This is a genomic window from Pseudomonas sp. zfem001, assembly GCF_032621725.1.
GTDB classification, from domain to species: Bacteria; Pseudomonadota; Gammaproteobacteria; order Pseudomonadales; family Pseudomonadaceae; genus Aquipseudomonas; species Aquipseudomonas sediminis.
The window spans coordinates 486,781-508,202 of record NZ_JAVYJI010000001.1 but is presented as its reverse complement, the minus strand read 5'-3'; the positions used below and the strand labels follow the sequence as shown (position 1 = coordinate 508,202).

Here is a 21,422-nt window from a genome sequence, read left to right as displayed (position 1 = left end):
TCTCAGAACCTCAAGGGAGTTCAGGGCTGGAATAGAAGGCGGTCAGCACTTTGACCAGGTGCTCCAGATCGTGGCTGCCGGCCAGTTCACGGATCGAGTGCATGGCGAAGGTGGGCAGGCCGATGTCGACCGTGCGCACGCCGAGCTGGCTGGCGGTGATCGGACCAATGGTGGAGCCGCAGCCCATGTCGCTGCGCACCACGAAACTCTGCACCGGCACTTCGTTTTCCAGGCACAGGTGGCGGAAGAAACCGGCGGTCTCGCTGTTGGTGGCGTAGCGCTGGTTGCTGTTGATCTTGATCACTGGGCCGGCGTTGAGCTTGGGCCCGTGGTTGCCGTCGTGCTTGTCGGCGTAGTTGGGGTGTACGCCGTGGGCGTTGTCGGCCGACACCAGCAGCGAGCGCTGGATAGTGCGAACGAAAGCATCGCCGCCAGGTAGTACGCGGCGCAGCACCTGTTCGAGGAAGGGGCCGTCGGCGCCACAGGCGGAGCAGGAGCCGACTTCTTCATGGTCGGTGCAGACCAGTACGCAGGTTTCCTCGTCATCGGATTCGATCAGCGCCTGCAGGCCGGCGTAGCAGGACAGCAGATTGTCCAGGCGTGCGCTGGCGATGAAATCCTGGTTGAGACCGACGATAGCGGCGCTTTGGGTGTCGTAGAAGCTCAGTTCATAGTCCAGCACTGCGTCCGGGTTGAAGTCGTGCTCCATGGCCAGTTGTTCGGCGAGCAGGGCGCGGAAGTCGGCGGTTTCGCTACTGGCCAGTTGGGCCAGAATCGGCGGCAGTTCGTTCTGCGGATTGATCGCCCAGCCTTGATTGGCTTCACGGTTGAGGTGAATGGCCAGGCTGGGGATCACGGCGATGGGCTGGTAGAAGTCGATCAGTTGGCTTTCGACCTTGCCGTCGCGGCGGTAGGTCACGCGGCCGGCCAGCGACAGGTCGCGGTCGAACCAGGGAGCGAGCAGGGCGCCGCCGTAGACTTCCACGCCGAGCTGGAAGAAGCCCTGGCGCTGTAGTTCCGGATTTGGCTTGACGCGCAGGCAGGGGCTGTCGGTATGGGCACCGACCAGGCGAATGCCGCCATCGACGGCCGGGCGCTTGCCCAGCTTGAAAGCGATGATCGAGGAGTCGTTGCGGGTCACGTAGTAGCGGCCGCCGGCTTCGGTCTGCCAGGGGGCGCGTTCGTCTAGATGGCGGTAACCCGCGGCTTCCAGGCGCATGGCCAGGCTGGTGGTGGCATGGAAAGGCGTCGGCGAGGCGTTGAGAAAATCGAGCAAGCCTTGGATCAGTTCTTCGCGCATAGGGACTCCGGGCAACGATGGCGCGAGTGTAACCAATTTGCATCGCGCTGTGCCGGCTGCGCACTTCTTTGGGGCGATAGTTTCAGACTATATGCGGGTAGGGAGCGCTGCGCCTTTGCGGTCTGAGATCGCCCCGTCGCCTTTGCTGGTGCGCATTGCGTACCCTACGGGGCGTGAGGGGCGGGAGTTATCAGAACGGCGCTGGGCACTCGAAGCGCAGGCGCTCGCCCGTTTGCGGATGGGTGAGGGCGAGCATGCTGGCGTGCAGGCACAGGCGCTCATGGGCGGCCAGGGCCTGTTCGTGGGCGTAGAGGCGGTCGCCTAGCAGTGGATGACCGATGGACAGCATATGCACGCGCAACTGGTGCGAACGGCCGGTGATGGGCGTGAGCTCTACCCGGCACCAGTCGCCGCAGCGCTCGATAATGCGCCAGTGGGTCAGGGCATGCTTGCCCAGTTCGTGATCGACGACGTGACGCGGCTTGGTAGGCGGGTCATAACGCAGCGGCAGGTCGATGCTGCCGCTGTCGGCCTGCGGCTGGCCCCAGCACAGGGCGGTATAGGCCTTCTCGGTTTCGCGGTCGTGGAACTGGCGCGACAGCTCGCGGTGGCTGTCGGCATCGCGGGCCAGGACGATGATGCCGGAGGTTTCCCAGTCCAGCCGATGCACGATGCGCGCCTCGGGGTAGCCGTTTTCCTGCAGGCGGGTGACCAGGCAATCCTTGTTGTCATCGGCGCGGCCGGGCACCGACAGCAGCAGGGTGGGCTTGTTGATCACCAGCAAGGCGGCGTCCTGGTGGAGAATTTCGATTTGGCTTAGCGGCATGGGGCGTTCGCAACGGTCTGGTAGGAGCGAGCTCTGCTCGCGAAAAATGCAGGTCACCGATATTCGCGAGCAGAGCTCGCTCCTACAGGCTATCGATGGCTACAAACGAACACGGCGGCCGAAGCCGCCGTGAGCGCAACTGGACTCGATTAACGATCTGGCAGAGTGATGTTCAACTCCAGAATCGAGCAGCTGCCCTGGTTTTCCAGTGCAACCTGTACCTGGTCAGAGTCGATGTTGACGTACTTGCGGATCACTTCCACCAACTCTTGCTGCAGGGCAGGCAGGTAGTCTGGCTGAGTGCGCTGGCCACGTTCGTGGGCAACGATGATCTGCAGGCGCTCTTTGGCGATGGATGCAGTGGTTTCCTTCTTGCGCGAACGCAAGAAGTCAAAAATATTCATTCTCGACCTCCAAACAGGCGCTGCAGGAAGCCCTGCTTCTTCACATCCAGGAAGCGGTGCGCGACTTCCTTGCCAAGCAGGCGATCAACAGCGTCGCTGTAGGCCTGGCCGGCATCGCTCTGGTCATCGAGGATGACCGGGATGCCCTGGTTGGATGCCTTGAGCACGGCCTGGGATTCGGGGATCACGCCGAGCAGGCGGATGGCGAGGATTTCCTCGACGTCTTCGACGCCGAGCATTTCGCCCTTGGTGACGCGCTCGGGGTTGTAGCGGGTCAGCAGCAGGTGTTCCTTGATCGGCTCTTCGCCTTTCTCGGCACGGCGCGACTTGCTCGCCAGCAGGCCGAGCATGCGGTCGGAGTCACGTACCGAGGACACTTCCGGGTTGGTCACGACGATGGCTTCGTCGGCGAAATACATCGCCAGGTGTGCACCCTTCTCGATACCAGCAGGCGAGTCGCAGACCACATATTCGAAATTCTGCGACAGCTCGGAGATGACCTTCTCGACGCCTTCCAGAGTCAAGGCGTCCTTGTCACGGGTCTGGCTGGCGGCCAGCACGTAGAGGTTCTCGAGGCGCTTGTCCTTGATCAGGGCCTGGGTCAGGGTGGCTTCGCCGTTGACGACGTTGACGAAGTCGTACACCACGCGGCGTTCGCAGCCCATGATCAGGTCGAGGTTACGCAGGCCGACGTCGAAGTCGACGATGACGGTCTTGTGGCCGCGCAGGGCGAGACCGGTACCGATGGCAGCGCTGGTGGTGGTTTTACCAACGCCACCTTTGCCGGAAGTGACTACGAGGATCTTGGCCAAGGTGATTCACCCCAAAAAATTAAAAAACGCGGGAATCTGAGGCCATTCGAGGCTTCCAGATGCCCTTTTTGTGTCCGTAAAAAGTGGCGGAAGTATCCGTTAAAGGCGGGTGATGTTCAACACGTCACCCGACAGGCTGACCTGTATCGCATCGCCCCACAGCGGGTCGCGGCGCAGGTCTTCGGCGACCTTGTAATGGCCGGCGATCGACAGCATTTCGGCGCCCATTTGCTGACAGAAAATCCGTGCCTTGGTGTTGCCCTTGATACCTGCGAGGGCGCGGCCGCGCATGGGCGCGTAAACATGGATGTTGCCATCGGCGAGAAGTTCCGCCCCGGCGCTGACCGGCGCCAACACGATCAGATCGCCACCTTGGGCATACACCTGCTGTCCGCCGCGCACCGGGCTGGTGATGATGCGGCTGGGTTTGTGCTCGGGTTCGGCAGGCTTTTCTTCGATTTTTTTCGGCGCAGGATCGAGAGGGCGTTCGCGTGCGCCGGATGGCGGCAGCACAGGCAGATCCATGGCTTCGGCCGCGGCAACGTCGCTTTCACGTGAGGCGCGGATGGCCAGGGTACGCAGGCCGTGGCGCCGGCAGACGGCCATCAGCTCGGCCAGGTCCAGCTCGCCTTCGCCCTCCGGCAGTTTGTCCAGTGCCAGCACCAGCGGCGTGTTGCTGAAGAAGGCTGGGGCCTGGGCGACTTTTTCCGTCAGTTGCGCGTCGAGGCGTTCGAGATCGTTGTGCGCCAGTTCCATCACGGTGATGGCGAGCATACTGCCCTTGAGCTGGAATACGGGGTCTTGGGCGAGGAGGTCGGCTTGGCTCATGGTGGTGCGATGGGCCTTCTGGCGAGTCGAAAGATGCCCGGACTTATAACGAGATAGCCCGCATGCCGCAAGCCACGTGCGTCAGCCAGGCAGGGTCGAGGTGAAAGCTTGGCTGTCGATTCGCTGTCGTGACCTGCTCTGACGGCTGTGATGCCAGCGAGCCGGTCGGGCAAACTGCGTTAGAATGCGCGGCTTTGTAAGTGATCGGAAACCTTTCATGGATCGCCCCCGCTTTCGCGCCTATTTTCTTCATCCGCGCTTCTGGCCGCTGTGGCTTGGCTTTGGGCTGCTGTGGCTGGTGGTGCAGTTGCCTTATCGCTTGCAGTTGAAACTGGGGCGGGCACTGGGCTGGCTGATGTACCGCACGGCCAGCTCACGTCGGCAGATCGCTGCGCGCAATCTGGAGCTGTGCTTTCCTGGCAAGAGCACCGCTGAGCGCGAGCGTTTGCTCAAGGAAAACTTCGCTTCCACCGGCATCGCCTTCTTCGAGATGGCCATGAGCTGGTGGTGGCCCAAGGCGCGCCTGGCTCGCCTGGCGCACGTCGAAGGCCTCGAGTATCTGCAGCAGGCGCAAGCCGAAGGGCAGGGCGTGATCCTCATGGCGGTGCACTTCACCACCCTGGAGATCGGTGCCGCGCTGCTCGGCCAATTGCACACCATCGACGGCATGTACCGCGAGCACGACAATCCGTTGTTCGACTTCATCCAGCGTCGTGGCCGCGAGCGCCACAACCTCGATGCCACCGCCATCGAGCGCGAGGATATTCGAGCGATGCTCAAGGTGCTGCGTGCCGGTCGTGCCATCTGGTATGCGCCGGATCAGGATTACGGTCGCAAGCAGAGCATTTTCGTGCCGTTGTTCGGCATCCAGGCGGCGACGGTTACTGCCACTACCAAGTTCGCTCGCCTGGGCAAGGCGCGTGTGGTGCCGTTCACTCAGCAGCGTTTGGCCGATGGCAGCGGTTATCGCCTGGTGATCCATCCGCCGCTCGAAGGCTTCCCGGGTGAAAGCGAAGAGGCCGATTGCCTGCGTATCAACCAGTGGGTCGAGCAGGCGATCAGCACCTGTCCGGAGCAGTACCTGTGGGCGCACCGTCGCTTCAAGACGCGTCCCGAGGGCGAGCCGAAGCTGTACGGAAAGCGCGCGTAGCCCATCTATACTGCAACGAAAAACAGGATCGCCTGATGACCGTGATTGCTCGTCCCGATGCGCCCGTTACCGGGTTGATCCTCTCTGGTGGTGGGGCACGGGCGGCCTATCAGGTGGGTGTGCTGTCGGCCATTGCCGACCTGTTGCCGGACGCCTCGCACAACCCCTTTCCTGTGATAGTTGGCACCTCTGCCGGGGCGATCAATGCCGTCAGCCTGGCCTGTGGCGCGCTGCAGTTCGGCGAGGCGGTACGGCGCCTGACCTCGGTCTGGCAGGGCTTTCATACCCACATGGTGTACCGCAGCGACTGGCCGGGCGTGCTGCGCCAGGCGGCACGCTTCGTCGGCCACAGCTTGCTCGGTCTGGGGCGCGATGTGCCGGTGGCCTTGCTCGACAGTTCTCCATTGCGCGAGTTGCTGGAGCGCGAGCTGGATTTCTCTGGTATCGCGGCGGCGGTGCGTCATCGCCAGCTGCGTGCCGTGGCGGTGACGGCCTTCGGCTACGAAAGCGGTCAGGCAATGACCTTCTACCAAGGCCGCGCCACCATCGACCCCTGGTTCCGCCACCGCCGTGTGGGTGTGCCGACGCGGTTGCAACTCGACCACCTGCTGGCTAGCGCGTCGATCCCGCTGATCTTTCCGCCGGTAAAGATCAACCGCGAATATTTCGGTGACGGTGCGGTGCGCCAGGCAGCCCCGATCAGCCCCGCGCTGCACCTTGGCGCCAGCCGCGTGCTGGTGATTGGCGTCAGCGGCAACGCGCACGGTGATCCGCAAATGCCTGTTCCGGTCAACCCTGCCAACCGCCCGCCGAGCCTGGCGCAGATCGGTGGGCATATGCTCAACAGCACCTTCATCGACAACCTGGAAACCGATATCGAGCTGCTCGAACGGCTCAACCAGATGAGCGCGCTGGTGCCGCCTGAGCGGCGCCCGCGCAACTTGGGTTTGAATCCGGTGGATGTGCTGGTGATCGCTCCGAGCCAGCCGCTGGATCAGATCGCAGCGCGCCATCAGCGTGAGCTGCCCAAGGCGCTGCGACTGTTCCTGCGCGGGCCGGGTGCGACCAAGGCGGGTGGGGCGGGCGTGCTCAGTTACCTGCTGTTCGAGCCTGGCTATTGCAGTGAACTGATCGAACTAGGCTATCAGGACGCGATGACGCGCAAGGCCGACCTCTGCCGTTTTCTTGGGTTGACCGAGGTCGTCCAGTCCGCCTGATTCAGCTCAGGCCAGCACGCCATCACGAAAATCACGCAGGGCCTGCTCGATTTCCTCGCGGCTGTTCATCACGAACGGCCCGTATTGCACGATGGGCTCGTTCAGCGGTGTGCCGGCGATTAGCAGCGCTCGCGCGCCCTGGGCGCTGGCCAGGTGCAGGTCACCCTCGTCGGACAGGCGCACCAGACGCCCGGCGCTTACCGGTTGAGCGCTGGCCCCAGGCAGCTCCAGCAAACCCTGGTAGACGTAGAGCATCACCCGCTGACCATCGGCCAGGCGCGGTGAAATCTGGCTGCCTGCTGGCAGATTCAGGTCGAACAGCTGAGGCTGGGTGTGCGGACGTTGCACGGCGCCAGCCTGGCGGATATCGCCGTCATCGAACTCACCGGCGATCACCACCACCTCGGCACCGGACGCTGTGTTGATGCGCGGGATCTCGCTGGCTGGAATGTCGCGATAGCCCGCTTCGCCCAGCTTGTCCTTGGCTGGCAGGTTGAGCCACAGCTGGAAGCCGCGCATGGCACCGGACTCCTGCTCGGGCATCTCACTGTGGATGATGCCGCGCGCAGCGGTCATCCACTGCACGCCGCCGCTGCCGAGCAGACCGACGTTGCCCAGGTGATCCTCATGGCGCATGCGCCCCTCGAGCATGTAGGTGATGGTCTCGAAGCCACGATGCGGGTGCGGCGGGAAGCCGGCGATGTAGTCGTCGGGATTGTCGGTGGAAAACTCGTCGAGCATCAGAAACGGATCGAAGCGCTCCAGGCCGGGGCCGCCGATCACGCGGTTGAGGCGCACACCGGCGCCGTCGGAGGCAGGTTGGCCGGGCTGGATGCTGATGACGCGGCGTTGCGAGGTCATGGCGAGCTCCTTGAAAGGTAGGAATGACGCCATGCTAGTCGCGTTGAATCGATATTTGGGTGGAAAATTTACGGGTTATGCATCGATAAAGTCGATGCATAACCCTGGCTCAGTCGGCAATCTTCAACTTGCGCGACTCGTGGTAGAAGAAGCGCAGCTTCTCGTACTCGAATGGCGAGTTCAGCTGGCCGTAGCGGAAGCCGGTATTGGCGCGGGTATCGACTACGCGCAGCACGGTAATGCCGGGGTTGCTGCGGCTGGCGTCGGCCACATCGAGGTAGTTGACCGCATTCTCCAGGCTGTAATCCGCCACCAGGCCACCGGTGTCGCGCAGGTTCGACGGGCCGAGCAGCGGCAGCATCAGGTACGGGCCGGCAGGCACGCCGTAGTAACCCAGCGTCTGGCCGAAGTCTTCGCTCAGGCGCGGCAGGCCCATCTTCGTCGCTGGGTCCCAGACGCCGCCCACCCCGAGGATGGTGTTGAACAGCAAGCGAGCGGTGCTGTTCATCGCCCGCTTGCCCTTGAGCTGCAGCACACTGTTGGCCAGCGTGGGAATCTCGCCGAGGTTGTTGAAGAAGTTGTGCACGCCGGTCTGCACCAGATTGGGCGTGACGTAGCGGTAGCCGTCGACCACGGGCAGGAACACCCACTGATCGAAACGGTAGTTGAAGTGGTAGACGCGGCGGTTCCACGACTCCAGTGGGTCATAGACCTGCAGGGCATCGCTGGAGGCGCGTTCGAACTCTTGTTGATCCAACCCAGGGTTGAATTGCAGGTTCTGCAGCGGATTGGTGAAACCGTCTGCGTCGACCTGGTCTTCGGCCAGTGTCTGCCCGCTGGCCAGCAGCAGGGCAAGGATGAGAGTGCTGTGCTTAACCACGGAAGAACTCCAGCATGGCGTCACTGTTGACGCGATAGTTGAGGTTGCCGCAGTGCCCGCCACGCGGGTAAAGGGTCAGGCGGTCGCCGAAAGTGCGGCGCAGGAAGCCGATATCGCCTGGGCCGAGGATCAGGTCGTCGGCATTGTGCATCACCGAGACCTTGTCGCTGCCTTTGAGGTAGTCCTCTAGGGCGTAGAGGCTGCTCTTGTCGATCAACTGGTTGAGGCTGCCGCCGTCATAGCGCGCACGCCACATGGGCATCAGTTGCTCGGCGATGTAGCAATCGAAGTCGCAGCGCAGGGCCATCTGGAAGAATGGCGTGAGGCTGGTGCTCTCGGTGATGCGGTAGTCGCGCGGAGTGATCAGGCCACGGCGGTTGAGCAGGTCCGAAGTGAAGACGATATCGGCAGACGAGAAGCGGAACGAGGTGCCGATCAGCATTGCCATCTGCTCGTCGGAGAGCTTTTCCTTGGATTGCTGGAAGTCGTAGAGCATGGCCTCGTTGATATCGAGGTAGCCCTTGTCGTTGAAGTAGCGAGTCAGCTTGCCCAGCACCAGGTCATAGAAATTGGTGCTGTTGTCGATGCCTTGCACCTTGGTCTGCACCAGCTTGTCCAGGTTGCTGACAGAGGTGTAGAGGTTGACCGGCGGGTTGAGCAGCAGCACGCGTTTGAAATCGAAGGCACGCCGGGTTTCGTCCAGCTGGCTGACGAAGGCGGCATGCAGCGCCCCCAGGCTGTAGCCGGTCAGCAGGAACTCGCTGACCTCCAACTTTGGATGCTGGGCACGCACGGCCTGCATGGCGCGGTACAGATCGTCGGCATCATCTGGGCTGTAGCCTGGCGTGGCCGAGCGCGAGGCAGCGGCCATGAAGTCGTAGCTGGTCGGTGACGACAGCTGCACGACATGGAAACCAGCGCCGTAGAACAGCTTCTTCAGGTATTCGGTGGTGCCGCTGGCGTAGTGCGCGCCGGTGCCGGAGATGATGAAAATCAGCGGCGCACGACCGTTCTGCTGGGCCAGGCGGTAACGCAGCTTGGTCACCGGCCAGAAGTTGTCCAGCAATTCAAACTCACGATCCGGGCGCAGGCGTACCGAGTAGTCGCGTTGCCGGATGTCGCCATCGGCCGGCAGCGTCGGGCGCAGCTCCGGCGGCGTGGTGGCGATGGTCGCCTCGAACGGGTTGGCCAGTGGGTAGCCGTAGCTTTCGGCATCCACGTCGGCGGCCATCGCGGAGGCACAGAAGACCAGGCCGCCGAGCAAGGCGGCGAGTCGGGCAAGGCTGGGCATGTATTAAGTCCCTTTGAATAAGAGAACGTCTGGGTTGAGCAGCTGGCTTATGACAGCAGCAAGCGGGGCAAAGTGCCAGACTATCCTGCCTTATCTCAAGGAAACATGCGTAGCCGCAACAAGAGGCGCGCCGACTGACTCCAGGCTTTTTCAATCAGGCGTGGTGGTGCAGCCAGGCATGCTTTGGGCGCTCTGCCGCAGGCTGACGACGGCGTTCGAAACGCTGCCAGACCTTCTCGTGAAAGTAGAAGCCCACCGAGTTGCACAGGGGCTCGATGGCCGCCACCATGCCGCTGGCTGCGACACTGCCAGTCAGGGCGTAGGTGACGCCGAAGGCGATGCAGAAGTGCATGATGGTGAAGGTCAGGGTCTTGAGCATGATGCACCTCGTTGAGAATCATTTCGTCATGTAAGAGAGGCTAGTCCTGTTCGTCAGTGTCGGGAAATGTGGCCTTTGCATGGTCTTGATAGTGTTGGTCAATTGATTTCTTTTCTTAGAGAGTCTCTTTCTATTTATTTTGCCTCGGGGTGTCTGCGTTAAGGTGGCGCTCTCTTTCGGTGGAGTTGGGCGATGCAGATTAGTGATATTCCCTTCGGCGTAACGGACTGGGCTGCTATACCAGCGACCGAGCATCCGGGTGAGCGAGGCGTGGCACGTTGGCGTACTTGCCAGTTCGGTGCGCTGCGTGTGCGCATGGTCGAGTATTCGCCGGGCTACCTGGCCGACCACTGGTGCCGAAAAGGGCATGTGCTGTTGTGTCTGGAGGGAGAGCTGACCACCGAGCTTGAGGATGGCCGGGTATTCGTGCTCAAGCCTGGTATGAGTTATCAGGTGGCGGATGGGGCCGAGGCTCATCGTTCATCGACGATGTCTGGCGCACGCCTGTTCGTGGTGGACTGAGCCGCAATGCTTTGGCGCATGGCTGCCGATGCCCTGGTGCTGGTGCACCTGGGTTTCATCCTGTTCGTGCTACTGGGTGGCTTGTTGCTGCTGCGCTGGCCGCGTCTGATCTGGCTGCATATACCTGCAGTGGTCTGGGGCATCGTGGTGGAGTGTTTGCATCTGGGTTGTCCGCTGACGCCCTGGGAAAACCAGTTACGCCGCGCGGCCGGGCAGGCTGGCTATGACGGCGGCTTTATCGAGCATTACCTGATACCGCTGATCTATCCGGCCGGGCTCACGCCAAAGATCCAGCTCTATCTGGGCGCGATCGTGGTGTTGGTCAACCTGACCGTATACGGCTGGCTGATCTGGCGCTGGCGCAACAAGGCTTGATCGCGATTTGCCCTGCCTATTCATAAGTCTGATGAAGGCGCGGGTGCTTTATTGCCTTCGCTACACTGCCAATCATTGCAACCAAACATTGAAGGCAGGGCTGCTATGCAAAACCGCATGATGATCACTGGCGCGGGCTCCGGCCTGGGACGCGAAATTGCCCTGCGTTGGGCACGCGAGGGCTGGCGACTGGCGCTGGCCGACGTCAACGAGGCCGGCCTGGCGGAAACATTGAAACTGGTCCGTGAGGCTGGCGGTGATGGCTTCACCCGACGCTGCGACGTGCGTGACTACAGCCAGCTGACCGCTCTGGCGCAGGCCTGCGAGGAGCAGTTCGGTGGTATCGACATCATCGTCAACAACGCCGGTGTCGCCTCTGGCGGCTTTTTCAGCGAGCTGTCGCTGGAGGACTGGGACTGGCAGATCTCGATCAATCTGATGGGCGTGGTCAAGGGTTGCAAGGCATTCCTGCCGCTGCTGGAAAAGAGTAAGGGCAAGATCGTCAACATCGCCTCGATGGCGGCCCTGATGCAGGGGCCGGGCATGAGCAACTACAACGTCGCCAAGGCCGGTGTGGTGGCGCTGTCGGAAAGTCTGCTGGTAGAGCTGCGTCAACTGGAGATCGGCGTGCACGTGGTCTGCCCATCCTTCTTCCAGACCAACCTGCTGGACTCCTTCCGTGGCCCTACTCCGGCGATGAAGGCCCAGGTCGGCAAGCTGCTGGAAAGCTCGCCGATCAGCGCAGCAGATATCGCTACTTACATTCATGACGAAGTGGCCAAGGGCAGCTTCCTGATTCTGCCGCATGAGATGGGCCGTATGGCCTGGGCACTGAAGCAGAAGAATCCGCAGGCGCTGTACGACGAGATGGCCAGCATGGCCGAAAAAATGCGCGGCAAGGTCAAATCGATCAGCTGACCACAGGGTCAGCTATTTTCACCGGCAGGCTTGCCTGGTGTGGCCTCCGGGGGTAGGGTGGCCGCCCCGGCCTGCCTGCCGTAATGACTTCGGATACCTCGTGAAACCAGTCCCTCGGGCCCTACTGCTAGTGGCCCTGGTGCTGGCGGCGATCAATTTGCGCCCCGGCATCACTTCCCTTGCACCGCTGATCGAACGCATCGCTGCAGAGCTGTCGCTGAGTCGCAGCTTCATCAGTCTGACCACGGCCTTGCCGGTGTTGTGCATGGGCCTGCTGGCGCCGCTGGCGCCGCGCCTGGCGATGCGCTGGGGGCTCGAGCGCACCATCGTGCTCTGCCTCGGGCTGATCGGCCTGGCGCTGCTGGCACGTCTGGCCGCGCACCAGAGTGCGGTGTTGATCGGCAGCGCCATTGCCCTCGGCGCTGCCATCGCGGTCGCCGGGCCGTTGTTGTCGGGATTCATCAAGCGTCACTTCGCCAGCCAGATGGGGCGCGTGGTGGGCTGGTATTCACTGGGCATGGCCATTGGCGGGGCCGGTGGCGCAGTGCTCACCGCGCCGGCCACCGCGTTGTTCGGTGACGCCTGGCACCTGGGCCTGGCGGTATGGGCGGCGCCTGCGCTGTTCGGGGTCATGCTCTGGCTGTGGCTGCCCAACCAGGCGGGTGCTGCCAATGAGCAGGAAAGCGGTGGCCTGCCCTGGCGGCGGCCGCGCGCGTGGCTGATCAGTTGCTTCTTCGCCATTCAAGCGGGCTTGTTCTATGCCATCGCGACCTGGGCTGTGGCGCGTTATCACGAAGCGGGGCTGAGCATGCTGCGCAGCAACTCGCTGCTCAGTCTGGCCATGCTCATGGGGCTGCCCAGCTCGTTCCTGCTGCCCTGGCTGGCGCAGCGCTACAACGCGCGTTATCCGCTACTGTTGGCTTGCGGTGCGGTCACCTGCGGTTGTCTGGCGATGGTCACCTTCATGCCGCGTTTCGTTCCGGAACTGTGGGCGGTGATCTTGGGTTTTTCGCTGGGTGGCTCCTTCGCCCTGTCGCTGGTGCTGCCGCTGTACGAGGCCGGTTCGCCAATGGCCGTCAGCCGCTGGACGGCGATGATGCTGTTCACCGGTTACAGCCTGGGTTGCCTGACGCCCATTCTCACCGGCTTGGCGCGCGACCTGTCCGGCAGCTACCGTCTGCCGTTTGCAGTGCTCACTGCGCTGGCGCTGGTGATGACGCTGGTGGCGTGGTTGCTGGGGCGTAGCAGACGTCAGCCTCGCTGAAGAATTGGCAGCAGTTCCTTTCTTGCCCAGGCGTGCTGTGTTAGAAGGCGTTCTGCTTTTTCAGGAGTGCCGGTGTGGAGTCCGAATCCATCGTCTATGGCTGTATCCGCGACTGGCCCTCGGATGACCCCGAGCAACGTCGCCTGCGCCGTGAAACCAATCATGGCGTGCTGGCCGAATTGCCGGCTGGCGAGCTCTGGCCGTTCCTTGGTCGTGAAATGTTCTCCTTCTGCGACCAACCCGGTGCCGGCCTTTACCAGACCCAGGTGATCCACTTCGGCGCCAGCTATGGCGCGATCGAATACGAATGGAACCTGTGGATCGAAGCCTTCGAGGCGCTGCTCAAGCGTCTGTACTGGGCCAGCGCAGTGGTGCATCTGGAAACCGAACTCAACGGTATGCATACCTTTCGCTGGGAGTCCGATAGCGGCTTTCATAGTCCGCAGGAAGGTGGGCTACGCGTGCGTTGCGCTTGGGAGCGCGAAGGCGCCTTGCGCGGTTAGGGGGCGAGAATGATCAACTATCTATGGTTTCTGTTGGCGGCCCTGTTCGCGATCGCCGGTTGCTATGCCTTCTGGATGTGGCTGCGGCTCGATCGCAGCGCCTGGTGGATCGCGCCCGGGCTGCTAAGCCTGGCGCTGTTCGCGCTGATTCTGACCCGCGTCGAAGCCTCTTTCGCCGGCCGCGCTTATGCAGCCTATGGCGGTGTCTATATCGTCGCTTCGCTGGTGTGGCTGGCGTTGATCGAAAAGACCCGGCCAATGCTCAGCGACTGGTTGGGCGCTGCGCTGTGTCTGGCGGGTGCTTCGATCATCCTGCTGGGACCGCGGCTGCACTCATCCTGATCTGCTTATAAGCATCGGAAGTAAAAAGTTCCGTTGTCATCAAATCTTTATATATCGGCAACTGCGCTGAAATAAGCCCTCGCCAAGATTCCCCCCAACACGAACGAGCCCATTGCTCGGGTGTTTTCAACACTTAAAGTCCAACAGGGGAATCCTCGATGATCCGTAAGCACTTCGCCGGTTTCGCAGCCAGCGCCCTGGCTCTGGCCGTCTCCGCCCAGGCTTTCGCCGGTACCGTCACCACTGACGGCGCTGACCTCGTGATCAAGACCAAAGGCGGCCTGGAAGTCGCCACTACCGACAAGGCGTTCAGCTTCAAGCTGAGCGGCAAACTGCAGTGGGATGCTACTCAGTTCGATGGCCTGATGGCCGCTGACCAGAACAAGCCGTTCGACGATACCTTCAATACCTTCATCCGTCGCGGTGAGTTCGGCCTTGAGGGTACCGCCTACAGCGACTGGGATTGGGGTCTGCGCCTGAGCTACGACGAAGCCGATGACACCAGCGTCGACCGTGCCTTCATCGCCTACACCGGCTTGGATATCGGTACCTTCACTGTCGGTCGTTTTGGTGTCGACTATGGTCTGGAGAACTCCACCAGCTCCTCCTGGATCACCGCCATCGAGCGTCCGTTCATGTACGACTTCCTCAATGGGGACGAAGACACCCAGTTCGGCGTGAACTTCAAACACTCTGGCGACAACTATGGCCTGATGGCTCAGGTTGCCACCTACGAAGGTGACAACAACTACAAGAGTGAGGACAACGACGAGCTGTACGGCTATACCCTGCGCGCTCACTGGGCTCCCTACCTCAATGGCACTGACGTCATTCACCTCGCTGCCAACTACCACAACAGCGAGTCCGACGATAACCGTGCCCGCGCTCGTACCCGCATGGGGATTCGCAGCGACAACGACTTCCGCCTGACCTTTGGCGACGTGCGCGTGGCTGACAAGGACGTTGAATGGGTGCTGGAGTCCGGTGCTCAGTTCGGTGCTTTCCGTGCGCAGGCTGAGTACTTCCAGCGTCAGATCAGTGGCGAGACTCTGGCCGGTGCGAAATCCGATGTTGACCTCAGCGGTTACTACGCTCAGGTTTCCTACATGTTCAACGGCGTGCGCCAGTACAAGGCTGCTGACGGTAAGTGGGACAAGCCGGACAACATGAAAGGTTCCTGGGAAGTCTTCGCCCGTTACGAAAGCACCACAATCGATTCCGATGCGGGCGCCATTCCCGGCAACCTGGGCCTGGCCGGTATCGTGGCTGACGACGTGAACGACGAGTTCGAGACCAAGGCCATGGTAGTGGGTGTGAACTACTTCGTGACCCCGTCCGTCCGTACCAGCCTGAACTACATCGATTATCAGGTGGACAACATCAACACCTCTAACCAGGTTGGTGGCAAGAGCGTGCAGGATGACGGCAAGGCAATCGTAGGTCGCCTGCAGTACGTGTTCTAAGCAATACCTTCATCCGTTGCTCCTGATTGAGCCCCGCCAATGGCGGGGCTTTTTTATCGCCAAGTCCTTTGGAGATGTTTCGATGCGTCAAATCACTTTGATACTGGTTGCGCTCGGCCTGAGTTCGACCGTCCTGGCCCAGGATTACAGTGCAGCCAAGCCCGGTGAGTTGCTTCAGGTGCCGCTGCAAGCGTTGCACCCGACCCAGGCTGCGGTTGGGTATGACCAGATCTACTACAAGCTCGGCCGCTTCGCGCAAGAGCGCAATAAACTGTTCGACGAATATTGCGAGGCCAACGGGCAGGGCGAGAGTGCCAATGTGCCAGGTGACGCCGACCTGCGGAAACCGGAAAGTTTCACCTGCCAGGATAAGGTCGGTGCTCGTAGCAGCGAGATGAAAACCGTGGTCATTGGTCCCGAAGGCAAGTTGTTCCTTACCGATGGTCATCACACTTTCACCGTGCTTGTGGAGCATCCCAAGGGTGGCGAAAACCTGAACATGTGGGTGCGGGTGACTGACAACTTCAGTGACAGCGCTGACATGGCCAGCTTCTGGCAACGCATGGCGCAGGCGCGCAAGGTCTGGCTCAAGGACGGCAACGGCCAGGTCATCGATCCTCAACAGATACCGAGCCAGCTCGGTTTGCAGCATCTGGCCAACGACCCCTATCGAGCGCTGGTGTACTTCACTCGCGAGGTGGGTTACGACAAGCCGCGTTCTGGCGAAGTGGCCCCTGAGTTTCTGGAGTTCTATTGGGGCAACTGGCTGCGTTCGGTGATGTCGCTGGATACATATGACCTAAGTGACCGTGGCGATTACCGCGATGCGGTCGAAACTGCTGCGAAGAAGATGGTGGCGCTCGCGCCGGAAGAGGAAGTCGGCAGCAGTGGATTCAAGGCCCGTGAGTTGGGTGTTTATTCGTCGATGGACCGCAAGGAGTTGAACAAGGTGGCCGGCCGCAAGCTCAACTACGCCACCAGCTACAAGAAGGCTCTGGCCGGGAAAAGTTGAAGGCTGTGATTGAAAAGGCCCAGCACTTGGCTGGGCCTTTTCGCGGTTTGTCAGTTGTTCTTTTTGTAGTTGTCCAGGGCCATCTGGATCATCTGGCGAGCTTCGGCGGCGCTGCCATAGCCGTTGAGTTCGACTTTCTTGCGGCCTTCTGGCAGTTGCTTGTAAACGCGGAAAAAGGCCTCGATGCGCTGGCGCTCGATCAAGGGTAGGTCATCGATGTCCTTGATGTTGTCGTAAGTCGGATCGATATCGCTGCTGGGCACGCCAATGATCTTTTCATCCGCTTCACCGCCGTCGATCATCTTCAGATAGCCGATCGGACGGAACTTGATAAGGACGCCTGGATGAAGAGGCTCGCGAGTTAGCACCAGGCCGTCCAATGGGTCGTTGTCGCCACCCAGCGTGCGAGACAGCGAACCATAGTTGGCAGGGTAGACAACAGGCATGGACTGGAAGCGGTCGACGAAAACCAGACCTTCTTCGTTGATCTCGTACTTGGTGAGGCTGCCTGCTGGAATTTCCACCGCCATGTGTACGTTGTTCGGTGCATCTTCTGCCTGGGTTGCGTGAAAAGGATGAGTAATCGACTGCTGGGCGATGGCCGTACCGCTGCCGAGCAATAACGCGATTCCGAGGGCGAGAAGGGACTTTTGCATGGTTAACTCCTTTACAGAGCTCAAAGTTATAAGGGTTGGCCTTCTCATATTGCAGGTGCATTGTTAGAGATATATTGCAGTCTGGCTTCTGGAGCTCAGCTCATGTCCGTCACCATCATCGACTCCCTTCACGCAGTGTCGGCAGAGACCTGGGATGCTCTGTTACCGCAACAACAGCCGTTCCTGCGTCATGCCTTCCTCAGTGCGCTGGAGGACAGCGGCAGCGTTGGCGGTCGCAGTGGTTGGCAGCCCTCGCACCGGCTCTGGTGCGATGAGCACGGCAAGGTGCAGGCGGCGTTGCCGGCTTATCTGAAGCAGCACTCTTACGGCGAATACGTCTTCGATCACGGCTGGGCTGACGCCTGTCGGCGCGCCGGTATCGCCTACTACCCCAAACTGCTGGGCGCCGTACCGTTCTCTCCGGTGACCGGAGCGCGTTTGCTCGGCGACGCCGGTGCGGCTGCCGAGCTGCTCGATGCGTTGGCAGCCGAATTGAGCGATGAAGGCTTGTCGAGCCTGCATATCAACTTCACCAGCCCGGCTTGCGACACTGTGCTGATGCAGCGGCAAGGCTGGTTGGAGCGCATCGGTTGTCAGTTTCACTGGCACAACCGTGGTTATCGTGATTTTCAGGACTTTCTCGATACGCTCAGTTCGCGCAAACGCAAGCAGATGCGCAAGGAACGGGAGCAGGTGGCGGGACAGGGCATCGAGTTCGACAGGCGCCTGGGTCATGAGCTGGGCGAGGCGGACTGGGATTTCGTCTACCACTGCTACGCCAACACTTACCACGTGCGTGGTCAGGCGCCCTATCTGACACGGGACTTTTTCAGCCTGTTGGCCGAGCGCATGCCCGAGATGATTCGGGTGGTGTTCGCCACGCAGCATGGTCGTGCGCTGGCGATGGCCTTCAGCCTGGTCGATGGCGATACCTTTTATGGCCGCTATTGGGGCTGCCTGGCCGAATTCGACCGGCTGCATTTCGAAACCTGCTTCTATCAGGGCATGGAGTTGGCCATCGCCGAAGGTCTGCAACGCTTCGATGCTGGCGCGCAGGGTGAGCACAAACTGATTCGCGGTTTCGAGCCGGTCATCACTCGCTCCTGGCATTATCTCTGCCATCCTGGGCTGCATGCTGCGGTTGCCGAGTTTCTCGAGCAGGAGCGCTCTGGCGTGCGGGTTTACGCTGAGGAGGCGCGCAGTTATCTGCCTTTTCGCCAGGCCAGTGGGGGCTGATCGAGCGATCAGGTTCTCGGCGCAAGGCCGAAACAGCTGTTTGCCGGAAGTTCCCCGTGCCGGAGATTTCTGTAAAAACTCCAGAGCTTTCAGCAAGAAGCCCGCTCACGTCTGCCACTAAATTCCGCCCTTCACTTTCGTTACGACCGTTTTTGTCTGCGTCGATTGGTCAGACCAGCTTTGCTGGGCTAGACCGATAATAGAAGTGCATGCAGCCGAAGTAGGGTGGTAACGCGATTCGGTGGCCGCAGGCGCAAGCCAGGGAGGTCAGGGAAAGTGCTCAGGCACGTGCCGATGCTGTGACGAAGTGGTGGAGATTTCACTGCGCCGGTATCTGCCCCTGAACGTGCTCACCAGACATCGGTGTGACGAGGAAGAGAGACCGGAGCCCGCATCCGCAAAAAACGGGTGCGCTTTGCCAAGCTGGGCACGGTGCCCAAGAACAACAAACGAGAGGGGAGCCCCCCAAATGACAGCTAGTACTCCAATGCTCGTCACCTTCGTGGTGTACATCGCAGCCATGGTGCTGATCGGCTTGATCGCCTATCTGCGTACCAAGAACCTTTCCGACTACATCCTCGGTGGCCGCAGTCTCGGTAGCTTCGTTACCGCACTGTCCGCCGGCGCTTCCGACATGAGTGGCTGGTTGCTGATGGGCCTGCCTGGCGCGATCTTCGTCGCTGGCATCTCCGAAAGCTGGATCGCCATCGGTCTGGTCATCGGCGCCTACCTCAACTGGTTGTTCGTTGCCGGTCGTCTGCGCGTGCAGACCGAGCACAACGGCAATGCCCTGACCCTGCCGGACTACTTCACCAACCGTTTCGAAGACAACAGCCGCATCCTGCGCATCTTCTCGGCGCTGGTGATCCTGGTGTTCTTCACCATCTACTGCGCCTCCGGCGTGGTGGCCGGTGCTCGCCTGTTCGAGAGCACCTTCGGCATGTCCTACGAGACCGCGCTGTGGGCCGGCGCTGCTGCGACCATCGCCTACACCTTCATCGGTGGCTTCCTGGCAGTGAGCTGGACCGATACCGTACAGGCCACCCTGATGATCTTCGCGCTGATCCTGACCCCGGTCGTGGTGATGATCGCCACAGGCGGCTTCGATCCGGCCATGGTCGCCATCGAGGCGGTCGACGCGACCAACTTCGACATGCTCAAGGGCGCGACCTTCGTCGGCGTGATCTCGCTGATGGCTTGGGGCCTGGGCTATTTCGGCCAACCGCACATCCTGGCGCGCTTCATGGCCGCTGATTCGGTGAAGTCGATCCCGGCTGCCCGCCGCATTTCCATGACTTGGATGATCCTGACCCTGGCTGGCGCCGTTGCTGTCGGTTTCTTCGGTATCGCCTACTTCGCAGCGCACCCTGAAGTCGCCGGCCCGGTCGCTGAGAACCCGGAGCGCGTGTTCATCGAGCTGGCCAAGCTGCTGTTCAACCCGTGGATCGCCGGCATCCTGCTGTCCGCCATCCTGGCGGCGGTGATGAGTACCCTGAGCTGCCAGTTGCTGGTGTGCTCCAGTGCGCTGACCGAAGACTTCTACAAGGCTTTCCTGCGTAAAGACGCTTCGCAGACCGAGCTGGTTTGGGTCGGCCGCGCCATGGTGCTGCTGGTGGCACTGATCGCCATCGCTCTGGCTGCCAACCCGGAAAACCGCGTTCTGGGCCTGGTGTCCTACGCCTGGGCTGGCTTCGGCGCTGCGTTCGGTCCGGTGGTGATCCTTTCCCTGCTGTGGAAGGGCATGACCCGCAACGGCGCCCTGGCCGGTATGCTGGTCGGTGCTGCCACCGTGATCGTATGGAAGAACTGGATCGGTCTGGGCCTGTACGAGATCATCCCGGGCTTCATCCTCGCGACCCTGGCCATCGTCATCTTCAGCCGTATCGGTCAGGCGCCGAGCCAGTCGATGCTGAGCCGCTTCGACAAGGCCGAGAGCGAATACAAGTCGGTGTAACTCTGCTGGCTTGAAGCGAAGGCGATGATTGCTACGCAGTCATCGCCTTTTTCGTTTCTGGCTCTAAGATAGGCGCACTTTTTTTAACGGATGCTCTCATGACCAGCAATGACCCGCTCCATGGCCTGACCTTGCAGGCGATTCTCACCGCCCTGGTGGACCGCATCGGTTGGGATGGCCTTGCCCATCAGGTCGACGTGCGCTGTTTCAAGCATGAGCCGAGCATCAAGTCGAGTCTGACCTTCCTGCGCAAGACGCCTTGGGCACGGGCCAAGGTGGAGCAGCTCTACCTGCAGCACTTCAGTTAAGTTCGAGCCCCAGAGCCCGCAAGGCCTGGCGGTAGCTGTTACCGGCCATGCGCAGGCTGTTGTTGTGGTTGGCGCCGTCGATCAGCAGTAACTGCTTGGGCTCGCTGGCCGCGTCGAACAGCGCCTGGCTGAAGCGTGACGGTACGTAGCGGTCATCGCGACCATGAGCGATCAGCACCGGGATGCCGACATCGCCGATCTTGCTCAGTGAATCGAACTCCTGCGACAGCAGCCAGCGCACCGGCAGCGAGGTGTTGGTAACCGCGGCCGCCACGTCGCCCAGATTGGTGAAACTGGACTCGACGATCAGCCCGGCGGCCTGCGCGGCTTCCTCTTCACTTGCCAGCTCGTGCGCCAGGTTGACGGCTACGGCGCCACCCAGTGAATGACCATAGATGAAGCGTTTGTTCGCCTCGGGCTGCAGGCGCACCAGGTGCTGCCAGGCGATCAGGGCGTCCTGGTAGACGCTACGCTCGGAGGGCAAGGCGCCACGGCTTTCGCCGAAGCCGCGGTAGTCCACCGCCAAGACCGAGAAGCCCATGGCATGCAGCTGTTCGATGCGAAACAGCTGGCCGGTCAGGTTCCAGCGTGAACCATGCAGATAGAGCAGCGTTGGGGCATCCTTGCGGGGGGCCGGCCACCACCAGGCATGCAGGCTCTCATCGGCAGTGAGGTCGGGGGATTGCAGTTGCACGTCCTCGACGCCTGCAGGCAGGCCGCTGAACCAGCGGGCGGTGCCGGGCTCGATGCGAAACACCAGCTCGCGCTCGGTCTGCTCCAGTTTGGCGCAGCCTATCGGCAGCAATACCAGTAGGCAGCCCAGAAACATCAGGCTCAGGCGACGACGGCGCAGCAGGGCTAACCAGGGTGAGGGCATCGGCGTACTCATGAACGGCAACGGATAATGCAGCCATGGACTGC

The 21,422-nt window shown here is 61.4% G+C and carries 24 protein-coding genes; 13 read left to right on the top strand and 11 right to left on the bottom strand.

From position 1 onward, the window contains the following. Nucleotides 1–10: 10 nt before the first annotated feature. The 5 genes from RTH74_RS02575 to minC all read right to left on the bottom strand — a co-directional run bounded on the left by RTH74_RS02575 (nt 11) and on the right by minC (nt 4,170). Nucleotides 11–1,300, bottom strand: a complete 1,290-nt coding sequence (locus RTH74_RS02575; protein ID WP_179545541.1) for a M18 family aminopeptidase — start codon at nt 1,298–1,300, stop codon at nt 11–13. 190 nt (nt 1,301–1,490) lie between these two features. Next, complete coding sequence (locus RTH74_RS02570) at nt 1,491–2,126, bottom strand: RluA family pseudouridine synthase (protein WP_316913640.1); 636 nt, start codon at nt 2,124–2,126, stop codon at nt 1,491–1,493. Nucleotides 2,127–2,275: 149 nt separating this feature from the next. Continuing rightward, entirely contained in the window at nt 2,276–2,530 is a 255-nt protein-coding gene (gene minE / locus RTH74_RS02565) for a cell division topological specificity factor MinE (RefSeq protein ID WP_004423407.1), read from the bottom strand. Continuing rightward, the gene (minD, locus tag RTH74_RS02560) at nt 2,527–3,342 is read right to left on the bottom strand and encodes a septum site-determining protein MinD (RefSeq protein ID WP_037003648.1); all 816 of its coding nucleotides are present in this window, start codon (nt 3,340–3,342) and stop codon (nt 2,527–2,529) included. The genes minE and minD overlap by 4 nt, the downstream gene beginning before the upstream one ends. A 99-nt stretch (nt 3,343–3,441) precedes the next feature. Then, on the bottom strand, nt 3,442–4,170 hold the full coding sequence (minC, locus tag RTH74_RS02555; protein ID WP_106733111.1) for a septum site-determining protein MinC: 729 nt from the start codon (nt 4,168–4,170) through the stop codon (nt 3,442–3,444). Nucleotides 4,171–4,387: 217 nt separating this feature from the next. Here minC and RTH74_RS02550 point away from each other — a divergent pair, with 217 nt between their 5' ends. Next, on the top strand, nt 4,388–5,320 hold the full coding sequence (locus RTH74_RS02550) for a lipid A biosynthesis lauroyl acyltransferase (protein WP_316913639.1): 933 nt from the start codon (nt 4,388–4,390) through the stop codon (nt 5,318–5,320). A gap of 35 nt (nt 5,321–5,355) precedes the next feature. Continuing rightward, a complete protein-coding gene (locus tag RTH74_RS02545; protein WP_316913638.1) occupies nt 5,356–6,537 on the top strand; it encodes a patatin-like phospholipase family protein in 1,182 nt (393 codons plus the stop codon). 6 nt (nt 6,538–6,543) lie between these two features. Here RTH74_RS02545 and RTH74_RS02540 read toward each other — a convergent pair whose 3' ends face one another. From RTH74_RS02540 to RTH74_RS02525, 4 genes are all read right to left on the bottom strand, one after another. Beyond that, nucleotides 6,544–7,398, bottom strand: a complete 855-nt coding sequence (locus RTH74_RS02540; protein ID WP_316913637.1) for a pirin family protein — start codon at nt 7,396–7,398, stop codon at nt 6,544–6,546. Between the two features lie 109 nt (nt 7,399–7,507). Beyond that, entirely contained in the window at nt 7,508–8,278 is a 771-nt protein-coding gene (locus RTH74_RS02535; RefSeq protein ID WP_420713110.1) for a VacJ family lipoprotein, read from the bottom strand. Next, on the bottom strand, nt 8,271–9,569 hold the full coding sequence (locus tag RTH74_RS02530) for a serine protein kinase PrkA (RefSeq protein ID WP_017677988.1): 1,299 nt from the start codon (nt 9,567–9,569) through the stop codon (nt 8,271–8,273). Before RTH74_RS02530 ends, RTH74_RS02535 begins: the two co-directional genes overlap by 8 nt. A gap of 154 nt (nt 9,570–9,723) precedes the next feature. Then, complete coding sequence (locus RTH74_RS02525; protein ID WP_017677987.1) at nt 9,724–9,948, bottom strand: DUF2061 domain-containing protein; 225 nt, start codon at nt 9,946–9,948, stop codon at nt 9,724–9,726. Between the two features lie 192 nt (nt 9,949–10,140). Here RTH74_RS02525 and RTH74_RS02520 point away from each other — a divergent pair, with 192 nt between their 5' ends. The 8 genes from RTH74_RS02520 to RTH74_RS02485 all read left to right on the top strand — a co-directional run bounded on the left by RTH74_RS02520 (nt 10,141) and on the right by RTH74_RS02485 (nt 16,347). Next, complete coding sequence (locus RTH74_RS02520; protein ID WP_017677986.1) at nt 10,141–10,470, top strand: DHCW motif cupin fold protein; 330 nt, start codon at nt 10,141–10,143, stop codon at nt 10,468–10,470. Nucleotides 10,471–10,476: 6 nt separating this feature from the next. Further along, nucleotides 10,477–10,845, top strand: coding sequence for a DUF2784 domain-containing protein (locus RTH74_RS02515; RefSeq protein WP_099522226.1), 369 nt, complete (start codon nt 10,477–10,479; stop codon nt 10,843–10,845). A 105-nt stretch (nt 10,846–10,950) separates the two neighbouring features. Next, nucleotides 10,951–11,763, top strand: coding sequence for an SDR family oxidoreductase (locus tag RTH74_RS02510; protein WP_017677984.1), 813 nt, complete (start codon nt 10,951–10,953; stop codon nt 11,761–11,763). A 100-nt stretch (nt 11,764–11,863) separates the two neighbouring features. After that, nucleotides 11,864–13,027 carry an MFS transporter gene (locus tag RTH74_RS02505; RefSeq protein WP_316913636.1) on the top strand — a complete coding sequence of 388 codons (1,164 nt, stop codon included), beginning with the start codon at nt 11,864–11,866 and terminating at the stop codon, nt 13,025–13,027. Between the two features lie 74 nt (nt 13,028–13,101). Next, nucleotides 13,102–13,530, top strand: a complete 429-nt coding sequence (locus RTH74_RS02500) for a hypothetical protein (protein WP_106733103.1) — start codon at nt 13,102–13,104, stop codon at nt 13,528–13,530. Between the two features lie 9 nt (nt 13,531–13,539). After that, the gene (locus tag RTH74_RS02495) at nt 13,540–13,872 is read left to right on the top strand and encodes a YnfA family protein (RefSeq protein WP_316913635.1); all 333 of its coding nucleotides are present in this window, start codon (nt 13,540–13,542) and stop codon (nt 13,870–13,872) included. 158 nt (nt 13,873–14,030) lie between these two features. Next, nucleotides 14,031–15,335, top strand: a complete 1,305-nt coding sequence (locus tag RTH74_RS02490) for an OprO/OprP family phosphate-selective porin (RefSeq protein WP_179545531.1) — start codon at nt 14,031–14,033, stop codon at nt 15,333–15,335. A gap of 82 nt (nt 15,336–15,417) precedes the next feature. Next, nucleotides 15,418–16,347: a ParB/Srx family N-terminal domain-containing protein gene (locus RTH74_RS02485; protein ID WP_316913634.1), complete on the top strand. Its 930-nt coding sequence runs from the start codon at nt 15,418–15,420 to the stop codon at nt 16,345–16,347. Nucleotides 16,348–16,397: 50 nt separating this feature from the next. On the opposite strand, the gene RTH74_RS02480 is transcribed toward RTH74_RS02485, so the two are convergent. Then, complete coding sequence (locus RTH74_RS02480; RefSeq protein WP_316913633.1) at nt 16,398–17,003, bottom strand: inorganic diphosphatase; 606 nt, start codon at nt 17,001–17,003, stop codon at nt 16,398–16,400. Nucleotides 17,004–17,105: 102 nt separating this feature from the next. On the opposite strand from RTH74_RS02480, the gene RTH74_RS02475 reads away from it, so the two are divergent. From RTH74_RS02475 to RTH74_RS02465, 3 genes are all read left to right on the top strand, one after another. Continuing rightward, nucleotides 17,106–18,239: a GNAT family N-acetyltransferase gene (locus RTH74_RS02475; protein WP_316913632.1), complete on the top strand. Its 1,134-nt coding sequence runs from the start codon at nt 17,106–17,108 to the stop codon at nt 18,237–18,239. Between the two features lie 469 nt (nt 18,240–18,708). Then, complete coding sequence (gene putP / locus RTH74_RS02470) at nt 18,709–20,193, top strand: sodium/proline symporter PutP (protein ID WP_106733097.1); 1,485 nt, start codon at nt 18,709–18,711, stop codon at nt 20,191–20,193. Between the two features lie 98 nt (nt 20,194–20,291). Next, a complete protein-coding gene (locus RTH74_RS02465) occupies nt 20,292–20,501 on the top strand; it encodes a VF530 family DNA-binding protein (RefSeq protein WP_106733096.1) in 210 nt (69 codons plus the stop codon). Here the strand turns inward: RTH74_RS02465 and RTH74_RS02460 are convergent. Beyond that, nucleotides 20,494–21,378: an alpha/beta hydrolase gene (locus RTH74_RS02460; protein ID WP_179545526.1), complete on the bottom strand. Its 885-nt coding sequence runs from the start codon at nt 21,376–21,378 to the stop codon at nt 20,494–20,496. The two genes, RTH74_RS02465 and RTH74_RS02460, sit on opposite strands and share 8 nt — an antisense overlap. Between the last annotated feature and the right edge of the window lie 44 nt (nt 21,379–21,422).